This is a genomic window from Parabacteroides sp. AD58 (assembly GCF_023744375.2).
Taxonomy (GTDB): Bacteria; Bacteroidota; Bacteroidia; order Bacteroidales; family Tannerellaceae; genus Parabacteroides; species Parabacteroides absconsus.
Genome location: NZ_CP146284.1, coordinates 3,490,590 through 3,504,044, shown reverse-complemented (window position 1 = coordinate 3,504,044; position 13,455 = coordinate 3,490,590). Strand labels below are relative to the sequence as shown.

Below are 13,455 nucleotides of genomic sequence, written 5' to 3'. Positions count from 1 at the left end.
ACCAAGCTACTTCTCATCATAGATCATTTAAATATAACATAATACCAGTAGGTATCGCCAAACGAACGGTACAAGAGTCCGGCCAGTCCCCGGTTGTTCCGATTCGCTAACACCTGTTTTCGGAAGTCCTGATAGCGACTGATGACCTCCTGATCCAACTTATACTTGTTCAATCCTTCCGGATTCTTCTCATGAGCCACAATCAGGGCTTCCTGATACGGAACCGGCAATTCAGGCAACAAAGGCGTACCTGAATAATGATCAATCATATACTGAAAACTGGCCAGATCCTTCTGCAGGAGATAAGCTCCCATCAGGTACTGGAAAGCCGTGACGGCCTTTTCCGGGTTGGCCAGTACCGGCAGCGCCATAGACGGCTCAATCTGTTCGCCGGCCACTTTCTGCTGCGTCGTATCGGCTACCGACAGCAACAGCTGCCGTTTGCTCCCCAAGACGCGATCGTTCACGACCGCCTCGTCGTTATACAGGAATTTCCGCTGTTCGCCGGCCCATTTCCGGTATGTCCATGATTTCTCCAGCAGACGAATGTATTTTTCAGCCACCGCATATTCTCCATAAATCAGGTTTGTCTGTACCAGACGCTGGAGCAGACGCGGATTATAATTCCCGCGGGCACACGAATTGCCCTCGAAGGCCAGCCGTTGCGACAAGGCGATATTCCCGGCCGTAAAATAAATATCGCTCAACAAAACCGATACATCTTCGGTCCGGTTCCAGTTCACGGCCAGGGCCAGTTCTCCCTTGAAGTCATACTCAAACATCTTCTCCGCCAACTCGCCTTTCTCCGCCAAAGCCCGGGCAAGCAGGTTCATATACAGGAAATTCGTCAGCTTACCCCGGCAGTTCTCCTCGATCTTCTGCCATTGCCCTGTTCGGGAATAGTAGTCCAGCATCATATACCGGCGCATCTTCAGATTACCCCAATGCATGATTCCGCCGTAAAAACAGGCCACCGCCAATCCGCAGAGTACGACAGCGGCGATCCACCGGCTCCGGGCAGTCGGGAACACCCAGTTTCTCTTCCGGACCAACCAGGCAATTCCCGTCAATACACACACTCCTATCCACGCATAAAGGATTACCCGCCCCGGTTTTAGCAAATGATGATAGTAGGCATCGGGTAAAAAGGCAAAACGGGCTTCCGGAATGATTCCTGCCTTCCACAAGCCCCCTAAAAAAGCTACGGTTGCCAGCAACGGACACACGGCCAGCCATTTCCGGTGAGACAGCGTGTCGGCTTCATAGATCAGCACCCACAAGGCAAACAGCAGGGCTGCCGGACCGGCCAGCCAGACCAGTGCCAGGCCTGAAACCAGTTCGGTCAACAGGCGGATACGTTCCTGCCGCAACTGCATGCAAAGCCACATCGCGCCCACGGCCATCCATAAAGAGACTGTTCCCTGAAAGGTATAATTGAAATCCGTCAACATCCACACCTGCGCCAGCACCGGAAGCCAGCCCGCCATGGCCCATACCGACGAGCGGGTCATCCGACCGACCACGCTGCCCAAAATAGCGGCAGTCCAGGTCAGCACAGCCGCCGCTATGCAAGGCCCGGCATACGGATAGACAAAGAACTGCACACAAAAGGCCGAGAGCCACAACGTCAGCCCACCCGGTTGCCCTAAACTTTCCAAGAAAAAATCGCTATCGGCCAGGAATAACTGGCTCTGCTCGTTGAAAAAGAAAAGATAAGGATAACAGACTTGCAAAAAAACACACAAGGCGATTCCGGTCAACAGCCAAAATAATAACAACTTACGGTTCATATCATCAGTTAGTATTTTTCATGTTTGCCCGTCTTTTGATCAACCGGCAGGGCAAATATATGATTTTTTCCGTAAAACTCGGATAAGGAAGCTGCATTAAATTTACCTATTCATAGGTATTGATGAAACTAACGATATATCGTAACTTTGCACGAGATTGAGAAGAGTATACACAACATGAGATTATCAGAACTTAGCACAGGCGAAAAAGGCATTATCGTCAAGATAATGGGACGCGGAGCCTTTCGCAAACGCATCATCGAGATGGGTTTTATCCGCGGGAAAGAAGTGAAAGTGATTCAGAATGCCCCTTTGAAAGATCCAATCCACTACCGGATCATGGGATACGACGTTTCACTCAGGCGCCAGGATGCAGAACTGATTGAAGTCGTCAGCGCCGCTGAGTTCGCCGCCGAACAAAAAGACAGCGCCCTTGCCGACAAACCAGCCACCGCATATATCGCACCTTCCGACGACGAACTGAAAGAAATGGCCTACAACAAGGGAAAGACCATCAACGTGGCCTTAGTGGGAAACCCCAACTGCGGCAAGACGTCGTTGTTCAACTTCGCATCGGGAGCCCACGAGCACGTAGGGAACTACAGCGGTGTTACCGTCGATGCCAAAGAAGGTGTTTTCAAACAGAACGGATACACGTTCCGCATCGTCGACCTGCCGGGCACCTATTCATTATCGGCCTACACGCCGGAAGAGCTATATGTACGAAAACACCTCAACGAGAATGAGCAGCCGGATATCGTCATCAACGTCATCGACGCTTCCAACCTCGAACGGAATTTATACCTGACTACCCAATTGATCGACATGGACGTACAGATGGTGATTGCCCTCAACATGTACGACGAACTGGAAAAGGCCGGTAACAAATTCGACTACGAATCGCTGGCACGCATGATAGGCTGCCCGATCGTCCCGACCATCAGCAAAACGGGCTTCGGCATCGAAGAACTGTTCAACCGGGTTATCAAGGTGTATGAAGAAGAAGACCCTGTTGTCCGCCATATTCATATCAACTACGGTGACATTCTTGAAAAAGGCATTGCCAACATCAAGCAGAGCATCCACAAGGTGGATAACAACATGCCGAAAAGTATCTCCAGACGTTATCTGTCTATCAAACTGTTGGAGAACGACAAGGAGATCGAGTCGCAGATCCGGAACTTTACCGACGGCGAACAGATCATCCAGGAACGTAACCGGAACGCGGCGCAGATAGAGAACCTTTTACAGGAAGATTGCGAAACAGCCTTTACCGACGCCCGCTATGGTTTCATCTCCGGAGCCTTGCGCGAGACGTTCGAACAGAACAAGATCAAGGAAGCGACAAGCACCCAGATCATCGATCTGATCGTCACACACAAAGTATTGGGCTTCCCCATTTTCCTGCTTTTCATGTGGATCATGTTTGAAGCCACCTTCCGCCTGGGCGACTATCCGATGCAGGGCATCGAGTGGATCGTAGAGCAGATCGGCAACCTGGTGCGTGCCAATATGCCGGAAGGTCCGCTGAAAGACCTGCTGGTCGACGGAATCATCGGCGGTGTGGGCGGTGTCATCGTCTTCCTGCCCAATATCCTGATCCTCTATGCCTTCATCTCCTTTATGGAAGACTCGGGATATATGGCCCGGGCTGCCTTTATCATGGATAAAATCATGCACAAGATGGGATTACACGGCAAATCGTTCATCCCATTAGTCATGGGCTTCGGCTGCAATGTCCCGGCAGTTATGGCCACACGGACGATCGAAAGCCGCAACAGCCGCATGATCACGATGCTGGTCACTCCGCTGATGAGCTGCAGCGCCCGGCTTCCTCTTTATGTGCTGATCACCGGCGCTTTATTCCCGAAAAACGCCAGCTTTGTACTGCTGTCGCTGTATGTAACAGGCGTCGTCCTGGCAGTCATCCTGGCCCGGGTGTTCAAAAGAGCTTTCTTCAACGAAGAAGACGTACCGTTCGTCATGGAGCTGCCGCCTTACCGCATGCCGACCGGCAAGTCTATTCTCCTCCACATGTGGGAAAAAGGCAAACAGTACCTGCATAAGATGGGTGGCATCATTTTAGTTGCCTCAATCATCATCTGGTTCTTAGGATATTTCCCCCGCGAAACAGCCCGTTCGGCCGACTTTGAGCGTCAGATCGCAACGATCGAAAACAGCCAGTTGGGACAAAACGAAAAAGCCGACCAGATCAGCCAGATCGAACACCAGATGAGAATGGACCATCAGGAAAATTCATATATCGGACGTATCGGACAGCTCATCTCTCCCATCATGAAACCATTAGGATTCAACTGGAAGATCAGTGTCAGCCTGTTGTCGGGAATGGCAGCCAAAGAAATTGTAGTCAGCACCCTGAGTGTATTGTATACCGGAAGCGACGACAGCGAACAAGCCCTGTCAGAACGGCTGTTACAGGAAAAGAACCCCGACGGGACCGATGTCTTTACCCCATTGGTCGGACTCAGCCTGATGCTGTTTGTCCTGCTTTATTTCCCCTGCATCGCCACGGTGACAGCCATTGTGCACGAATCCCATTCCTGGAAATGGGGCGCGTTCGTCATTGTCTATACCTGCTGCCTGGCCTGGGTTGTCTCTTTCTTAGTCTACCAAATCGGGAATTTAATAGCAGGTTAATATGTGGCAGGAAATAATACTTGCTCTGATCGGGATATTCGTCATCGCGTATGTGGGAAGAAAGATATATGCCTTGCTGGCACATCCTTCTTCTTCCACATGCGGAGGATGTACGGATTGCCCGTTAAAGGATAAATGCAAAACCGGCCTCCCGAAAGCGACTTGAACTGAAAAAAGTTGACCAAATTAAAATGTTATGACAATGCAACAATACCCGAAAATATCAGTCATCATACCTGTTTACAAAACAGAACAGTTTGTAGAAGAATGCGTCAACAGTGTTCTTCAACAGACTTTTTCAGACTTTGAAATTATCTTGGTAGACGATGGTAGTCCGGATAAAAGTGGAGAAATTTGTGAGAGAGTAAAAGAGAGGGATAAACGGATTCGAGTGTTACACCAAGAAAACCAAGGGGTAACTCGTGCACGAGCTAATGGTGTATCCTCTGCACAAGGAGAATGGATTTGCTTTGTAGACTCAGATGATACTTTACCAGCTAACGCTTTGAATTTATTAGTTAGCGCAACACATAATCCTACTGATATTGTTGTAGGTTTTCTAAATGAATGTCACAATATTCCGGCAAAGATGTCTGTGGAAAAATATCGGGAAAATTGTATTACAGCTAAATTTATCAACTCCGCACCATTTCCTAAGCTTTTTCGCCGGATATTATTTAGCAACTCTTTTATTTTTGATATTCCTCGATCTATTATTAAGGGAGAGGATATGTTAATGAATATACGTTTAGCTTTTATGACTGATAAGGATGTTTATTTAATTCCTCATAAAGTTTATAACTATCGTATTCATGCCGAAAGTTGTATGCAGTGCTTTCAACCAACAACTGATTACGAGGAGAACTATCATATAGAACGTAAAAAATCTATCCCCAAAGAAGTTTATAAACAATATCAACCATATTGTATTTATAGCCAACTTCAAGCTCTACGAGATATTTTAAAATATAACTACAATAAAAATTGGAGTTCATCCGTTTTTATAAAGGATTTAAAAAGAGAAATTCAAGAAGCTCAATACTCTTTACAATGGAAAGATCGTATGATATTGAAATGGAAGTGTGGTTGGGTTTTACGATTTAAGAAATAAACTTCTTTAATACTAAATGGATTTTAGATATATGATTCAAAATTTTATAAATAAGCATTTTTATCATCTTTTTGTTTTCACCTATTTAATAGGATTAGTTTTTTATGGCACTATTGGTTTTGATAGTATAGATGAGATTTGCGCTATGATTTTATTTCTCATGTTCATTTTTGTTACATTTAAAACATCAGAATGGTATGTTAATAAATCATTTATCACTGTCATTTGTATATTTTTATTCTATTTAATTTACTCTATACAAATAGGAAGTAATTCTAAACCAGCTATTATATCAGATTTCATTATACAATTTAAACCTTATCTAGCTTTCTTTTGTGTGTTTTTTATTTGCCCGAAATTCTCTGAATCACAAAAGAATCTATTGAAGGATATCATCTATGTAATTTGGGGTATTATGATTATTATCGGATGTATTTCAGTATTCAAACCAAATATATTCGTCCATACTGTCGGACATGTCGCTTACTTTGCTGCCATTATAACATCAACTGCATTAGTTTTTCTTTTTTGTAGTAAAAATACACAAAAAGAAAAGTTTATCTTTTTACTAATTTTAGCAACAGGATTACTATCAGCTCGTTCTAAGTTTTACGGGTTCTTCGTAATTGCTGCAGCATCAACTCTTTTCACTAGATTTATCTGTGATAATATCAAATTTAGTTTTAAAACTATTTCTCTAGCAACTGTATGTATAGCAATTATGCTAGTTTTAAGCTGGCAAAAAATGGTTATGTATTTTGGTGTAGGTGGTTCTATTGATAATATACCAAAAGATTTTATTGCTCGTGCTATGCTTTATAAAACATCAATTGATATTTTTACTGATTATTTTCCGTTTGGTTCAGGATTTGCCTCCTTTGCTTCATACCCTTCAGGAGTTTATTATTCTAATATTTACGCACAATACAATATTGACTGGGTTACAGGTATTAACAAGCATAATTACAGTTACATTGCTGACACTTATTACCCCTGTCTAGCCCAATTTGGTGTAGTCGGAGTATTTCTATTCATTTTATTTTTCCTATACATATTTAGAAAAGCTCTAAGCCTATATAAACAAAGCCAACAAGATAAGCATTTTATAATACCCTTTCTAATCATTGGTTACTTCTTAATTGAAAGTATAGCAGATGCCACTTTTACTAGCCATCGTGGTTTCTTTATTATGATGTTATTAGGACTTACTTTATCCGAAAGCAAACATTATATACAAACAACTCATAAAACAATACAATCATGACTAAAGTTTGTTTTGTTGTATCATCATTATGTAATGAAGGCCCGGTTAATGTTATATATAACATTATCCGATATATGGACTTTTCTTCGTTTGAAGTTTCTATTATCACTTTAATTCCAGAAAAGAAAAATAGCCGTTTAAAAGATTTTAAACGGCTACCAATCCAAATCTATCAACTAACAAAAGACAAATTTCTTAGACCTTGGAGTATGTTTTTTCAACTAAAAAGGAAAGTTGAAGAAATAAATCCCGACATACTACATTCACATTGTCCACGTTCTTTATATTTAAGTTATTTTCTACCTAAGAAATATAAAAAAGTCTACACAATACATATTTATCCGGGATTGCAACAAGAGATTTTATATGGTAAATGGAAAGGAAAAATTGTAAATATACTAAACCATTATTTTACCCACCGAATGGATTTAGCAATAGGTTGTGCTGAAAGTGTTAGTTCTTTATATTTACAAAATAAAGGATGGAAAATACACTCCATACCTAATGGATGTTCTCTTCCTTTATGGAAAAAGGACTGTAATAAAAAGAAACAAATACGAAAACTTTTAGGTTTAAAAGAAAGTATCCAATATTTTATTTTTATTGGTCGTTTTTCCTATGAGAAAAATCCAGACTTTCTAGTAAAGGCCTTTCAAGCTCTACCTCAACAAAATATTGGTATTATACTACTTGGCACAGGTCCTTTATGGGAGCATTTAAAAAAGTATGAAAATGACAGAATTATACTTCCTGGATTTAAAACCAACGTTTATGAATATTTGATTGCAGCAGATTTCTATATTTCTGCATCTGATGTAGAAGGATTAGCTAATACAATCTTAGAAAGTATGACTGTTGGATTACCAATGCTATTATCTGACATACCTTCCCATAAAGAGGTTTTAGATAAAATGTCTAAATGTGTAGGTTTTATATATGACCATCATGATATAAACAGCTTACATCAAAGCATCAGTAATATAATCACTTTAAATAAAGAGGAAGTTTCTGATGAAATCCGCTCTGTATTCATTCGATACTATACAGCCCAACGAATGTCAAAGTCCTATCAAGAAGCTTATCTTAATATTCACAATTAATTCGAGTAAGTATGCAACCTAAAATTTCAATTATAACAGTTACAATGAATCACTTACATCTCTTAACAAAGATGTTAGATTCTCTATACAAGCAATATCCACCACATGTTTCCTTTGAATTAATCATAGTGGATAACTGTTCTACCGATCAGACTAAAGACTTTATACAAAAGTATTATCCCCAAGTTAACTATATTGAGAATACTAAAATAGCAGGATTTGCGGAAAACAACAATAAAGGGGTTACTTATGCAAAGGGAGAATATATATTAATATTAAATCCGGATATTATAATACAACCAAACTCTATAGACTTACTTTACTTATATTTATCTAAAAATGAACAAATTGGTATTGTTGCACCTCAGTTATTGAATACAGATTTCAGTATTCAGTATTCAATGCGAAAATTTATATCACCATCTATACTCTTTGCTCGAATATTTACACGTGGCAATGACCAAAGTGGAAATAGTAAAGTGAAAGAATATCTTATGTCTGAAATATCATTTTCTGAACCAACTCAAGTTGATTGGTGCTTAGGAGCTGCATTACTATTCCGTAAATCCTTCTATCTACAACTAAAAGGTTTTGATGAAAACTTTTTCTTATATGTTGAAGATATGGATATTTGCCACCGTTGTTGGGAATTAGGAAAACAAGTTGTCTATTTTCCAGAAAGTAAGATGATACATGCTCATCAAAGATCTTCTACAAAACTAAACAAGAAGACTTTAATGCATGTTCGAAGTATGTTCTATTTCTTTTGGAAAAACAGGTTCTCTATAAAAAGAAGTGTTTAATAAATATTGTACGTTTATTTTTTTCGTATTTTTTTTGTGATATATTTATTTTTTATATAGCTAATAGGCAATAAAAAATAAATAGAAAAACACCCCATAATATTATATAAAATTGGGATAGATATTTCTTTTAAATTCTTTTGAGGATATAAATATTTTAATCCCTCTTCTTTCATTAAATCTAACAACAATGTTCTTTCCTTAAATAAGGAAGGTTCTGATATTCGTAACAACACAAATATCATAAGATTTGTAACGGTTTCCTCTAAAACATGGGATATAACCTTTTCCTTCTGATTAGCAAGCCTCCTTAAACGAGATGCAACCATTATTAGATCAGTAGCTTTTTTTCTATTAAATGTATTTACAATAGAAGTTACTCTGTTTCTATAGGCATATAAAGGTTTAGAAATATACATAGCCCTCTTAGCAAAAGTAGATAAAGATATAGTAAATTCAATATCTTCATAATACATGCCTTGAGTAAATTTTACTCCTGATTGAATTAAGAAACTTCTTTTAATTAAAGAAAAACAAGCATAAAATTCACGATTGTAAACATTTTCCAATAAGAAATAACCATCTCCTATTTTATCCTCATATAATTTTCGTTTATTTATATATTCTGATAAAGATTGCTTTTCACCAGATTCTGTAACATTCCAATATTCAAAGCGTAATATATCTAAATTATTTTCAAATGCTTTTTTTAATAAGAATGGTAATGCATTTGGATAAATAAAATCGTCTGAATCTAAAAAAAATATATAATCACCTTTTGCCTCCAAAATACCACGGTTTCGAGCAGCCGACAAACCTTGGTTTTCCTGAGTAAAAATACGAATATTCATATATTTCTTAGATAATTCACCTGCAATTTGAAAACTACCATCTGTAGAACCATCATTGATCAACAATACTTCAAAGTCTATACTAGATAATCCTGACTGATATAAACTTAATACACATTCTGGTAGATATACTTCTACATTGTATACAGGTATAATAACGGATAATTTCATGTTTTTTATCTAAATATATTCAAAATTTTCTTACATACAATCACCAAGTATGGACTTTTCATCCGGATAATCAATTTAAATATAAGCTCTTTAATCGATTGAGGTTTAAAATCCGAGAAGACATCCATTTCTTCCATCACCTTTAATAAGCTATCTTTTCTATTGCTGGAATAATAAGCATGATCTATATAGCGGGCATAGGACCAATATTTCAGTAAGGAAATAATCTCTGAAGACCTCACATCATCCATATTAACATAACATAACAAATCCTCCATCATTTTTACTCTTCGCAATGCAACAGCCGAATAATACGTCGGCATTTTAGAGCTTAATGAACTACTACTATGCAAATCATTTAAATAATAGTTATAAGGTTGTTCTGCAAAAACATAGAGTTTCTTTGCATGTTTTAAACATGCATAACAAAAAATAGCATCTTCATGTATAGCAATGTTCTCGTCAAATAAAATTCCATTTTGAGTTATAATATTTCTCCGAATACACATTGACCACACATAGCCTAATAATCCTATTTTAAAAAGAGAATAAATAATATCCGCTAGTGATGCATCATGATCTGTGTCTTTTTGAATAGGCAAATATTCCCCGACTACCTTTTCCTGATCTTTTCCTGATAATATTTTTGCTCCCCAAAAACACATATCATACTTTCCTACATAAGTCCCTAACAGCTTCAACCACTCTACACTAAAACAATCATCAGAATCTACAAAAAGAACATATTCTCCTACCGCTTCTTTCAAACCTTTATTTCTTGCAGCAGAAACACCTTTATTTGACTGATGGAAAACTCGAATACGAGTATCCAGTTTTGCATAATCATCACAAATCAGCCCACTTTTATCCGGTGATCCATCATCGATCAACAGAATCTCAAAATTTGTATACGCTTGAGATAAAATACTATTTATACAACGTGATAAAACTTTTTCAACCTTATAAACTGGTACTATTACAGATATTTGGGGACTATGTTTCATTTTGCAAAAATATTTTTTATAGTGTCATCTATTGTATAATTTCCAAAACATTTCATTAACCATTGTGATCTTTTTTCCTGATCAATCATTTTTTGCTGTTGTGTCTTCTCTTGACTCAAAAGCTGTTTTAACTCATCAATATTATAAGCCACATCGACAGGAAGATCTCCATAATCAAATAATAATCCCTGGTCATTATTCTTATAATCTTCTAGATCATATGGAAGACCTATAATATCACGATCCAAATATAAGAAATCAAATAAGACTGATGAATAATCAGTAAGTAAAATGTCTGTTTCTTTTAAAAATGGATAAATATCAACCCCTGCTGGTAAATTTAATAATCCTTGAGAAGTATAAATAACTTTATCATTATGCCGACTAAAACCAGCATAATGCATTTTCGTTATAAGAAAATAATTTTTTCTTTCTAAAAACTGAATAAACTCTGTAATCTTATACTCCTCTTTTTCTCCTAAGAAACATAAAGTTGATTTCCGAAATGTTGGCAAATAAAATAAAATACACTTACCTGCTTGTTTTTGTTTTCGTATTTCTTTTATATAGATCATTTCAGATGACATTAAAAGCGGTATAGAATGTAACAAATAGAAATTTCTTGGATACATACCATGTATAAAATGATCAGGATACACTTGAAAGGACTTACCAATAAGAATATCTCCCAAGGCAGAACAAGTCATCAAATAATTATCCTTCAAGTCCCAACAAGGATGAAAGCCATTCCATAAACCAAACTTCTTGATAGGCATACCATGCCATAAATTTACCACTTTTGCTCCTGAAGTAAGGAAAGAATAAAAATCGTCAATATACTGATCATATATAAAATATGATGCACGTAAATGATAGTATAAGCTGCTCCATGAATTTTTCTTAAAAGCGATATAACCATGAGCCCTTAAATAAGCAATATGTTCTTGATTATTACTTATCCAAACTATACGTTTTAATCCTAGTTTATTTTTATGCTGCTCTAAAAACAAATATATATAACGAGAATTATCTGAAAAACGCTTCCCTGCCCAACCTGTACAAAGAACGATAGATAAATCTCGTTTGAATATAAATACCCACAGCTGGGTAAAAACTGATAAAAGTTTTTTTATTTCAAAAACTATTCGTTCTCGCATATTCTTTATATTTTATGATGAGAAAATCTTTGTATGGGAGATAGCAATAAAGACTTTTCATAGTCATTACAAGCAAACAACCACAAAAAACAACCACAAAAAAAAGAGTATAACAATATATTCAATATTATTATTAATACACTATCCATTGGATGATAATAAATACTTATTGCTGTTACTCCCCCAGCTAATAACATAGGCACAGTTATTTGAAATACTTGTTTCCAAAACTTCATTATATCCAACCGGATTTTCTTCATATAATACCAGTTCAAAATAACACCATGGCCAAGAAGCAACGCTCCAGCTGTAGAAATCGCACAACCTATAATTCCCCAATATTTGGTCAACTCATAGCCTACAAAAACACTTATCAAAGCAACTGTTACGTTCAGAAACGAACGAAAACTCTGCCTGTTTTGCGCTTGTAACACTGATATTCCTAAATTTTGAATCAATGGTACTGTTTGAGGAATCATGATTAAAACAGTTAATGGATAAACCATCTCATAATCATCTCCTGCCCAATAAGAAATAAATACCTTCCCAAACAGAATAAAACCAAATAAAATATAGGCCATGACAATATACTGAATGCGCCCAATTTTAATAAATAAATCCGATATTTCGGTCATACTTCGTCCTTCTGTTACTAACTGCGTCATTTTAGGAAGAAAAACACCTGAAATAGCCAAAGAGAAGGCCATATAATAATTACATAACTGAACTACTAATGAATAAATAGCAACATCCTTTGTACCACTTAACATGCCCAATATAAACTGTCCTGTACTCCAAAAAGCACGATCAACAATAATCGTTAGAAACACATAAAAGGAGTAGATTGTTACTTCTTTCAGTAAAGGACGATCAAACCCCTTAAATGTTATTTTTATATGTAACCGTCCAAAACAGTACCAACAATAAACCAACAATGTACCCAAATTTAGAACTGTTGTTAAAACAACCATTCCCATAGCCTTATATCTCATTAATAACAAAGGAATCATAATACAAGGCTGTATTAATATACGTGCCAAATTCACTAACTTATGAAAGACAAACTTTTCATAAGCAACTATTATTGATGGGAATATACTAAGAGGAAAAGTTAATACAACATTAAGTACCATCAACAACATCATAATTTTAGACTTTGCCAACTCTTCTAATGTCATGGATTGTTGAAACAACAGATCTATGTTTAGATATAAACAGATTCCGGCTATTAGGGCAATAATTCCGATACCTAAATACATAGCCAAAAACATTCCAAACAAAGAGGATTGCTCTTCTTCTCTTGACTCTGCTCTATACTTTGCAGTATAACGTACAATCGCATTTCCAAAACCAAAATCCAATATGGTCAAATAAGCTACAACAGAAGCAACTAAAGAATAAAGTCCATACTCCGATTGCCCCATCAATCGAAGCATAAACGGAGTATAGACTAATGCGATTATATTACTTAATGCTAAAGTAAGATAAGATAAGAGTACACCTGCTTTTAACTGCTTTGTATTACTCATCTTCCAACCTTGTTCAT

At 37.5% G+C, this 13,455-nt stretch carries 10 protein-coding genes; 5 read left to right on the top strand and 5 right to left on the bottom strand.

Annotated elements, in window-relative coordinates; genetic code table 11:
* Positions 1-23 precede the first annotated feature (23 nt).
* The gene (locus tag NEE14_RS14840; RefSeq protein WP_251967486.1) at positions 24-1,790 is read right to left on the bottom strand and encodes a DUF6057 family protein; all 1,767 of its coding nucleotides are present in this window, start codon (positions 1,788-1,790) and stop codon (positions 24-26) included.
* Positions 1,791-1,967: 177 nt separating this feature from the next.
* Here NEE14_RS14840 and feoB point away from each other — a divergent pair, with 177 nt between their 5' ends.
* The 5 genes from feoB (at position 1,968) to NEE14_RS14815 (ending at position 8,726) form a co-directional block, all read left to right on the top strand.
* Positions 1,968-4,448 carry a ferrous iron transport protein B gene (feoB, locus tag NEE14_RS14835; RefSeq protein WP_251967487.1) on the top strand — a complete coding sequence of 827 codons (2,481 nt, stop codon included), beginning with the start codon at positions 1,968-1,970 and terminating at the stop codon, positions 4,446-4,448.
* A gap of 196 nt (positions 4,449-4,644) precedes the next feature.
* On the top strand, positions 4,645-5,559 hold the full coding sequence (locus NEE14_RS14830; RefSeq protein WP_251967488.1) for a glycosyltransferase family 2 protein: 915 nt from the start codon (positions 4,645-4,647) through the stop codon (positions 5,557-5,559).
* 31 nt (positions 5,560-5,590) lie between these two features.
* A complete protein-coding gene (locus NEE14_RS14825; RefSeq protein ID WP_338578748.1) occupies positions 5,591-6,823 on the top strand; it encodes an O-antigen ligase domain-containing protein in 1,233 nt (410 codons plus the stop codon).
* Positions 6,820-7,923 carry a glycosyltransferase gene (locus NEE14_RS14820; protein WP_251967490.1) on the top strand — a complete coding sequence of 368 codons (1,104 nt, stop codon included), beginning with the start codon at positions 6,820-6,822 and terminating at the stop codon, positions 7,921-7,923. Before NEE14_RS14825 ends, NEE14_RS14820 begins: the two co-directional genes overlap by 4 nt.
* Before the next feature lie 11 nt (positions 7,924-7,934).
* Complete coding sequence (locus tag NEE14_RS14815; protein WP_251967491.1) at positions 7,935-8,726, top strand: glycosyltransferase family 2 protein; 792 nt, start codon at positions 7,935-7,937, stop codon at positions 8,724-8,726.
* A gap of 14 nt (positions 8,727-8,740) precedes the next feature.
* On the opposite strand, the gene NEE14_RS14810 is transcribed toward NEE14_RS14815, so the two are convergent.
* From NEE14_RS14810 to NEE14_RS14795, 4 genes are read right to left on the bottom strand one after another with little or no spacing between them, the layout of a single operon-like run.
* Positions 8,741-9,748 carry a glycosyltransferase gene (locus tag NEE14_RS14810; protein ID WP_251967492.1) on the bottom strand — a complete coding sequence of 336 codons (1,008 nt, stop codon included), beginning with the start codon at positions 9,746-9,748 and terminating at the stop codon, positions 8,741-8,743.
* Between the two features lie 5 nt (positions 9,749-9,753).
* Positions 9,754-10,752 carry a glycosyltransferase family 2 protein gene (locus NEE14_RS14805; protein ID WP_251967493.1) on the bottom strand — a complete coding sequence of 333 codons (999 nt, stop codon included), beginning with the start codon at positions 10,750-10,752 and terminating at the stop codon, positions 9,754-9,756.
* Complete coding sequence (locus NEE14_RS14800; protein ID WP_251967494.1) at positions 10,749-11,909, bottom strand: CDP-glycerol glycerophosphotransferase family protein; 1,161 nt, start codon at positions 11,907-11,909, stop codon at positions 10,749-10,751. The genes NEE14_RS14805 and NEE14_RS14800 overlap by 4 nt, the downstream gene beginning before the upstream one ends.
* 5 nt (positions 11,910-11,914) lie before the next feature.
* Positions 11,915-13,438: a lipopolysaccharide biosynthesis protein gene (locus NEE14_RS14795; protein ID WP_251967495.1), complete on the bottom strand. Its 1,524-nt coding sequence runs from the start codon at positions 13,436-13,438 to the stop codon at positions 11,915-11,917.
* Positions 13,439-13,455 lie beyond the last annotated feature (17 nt).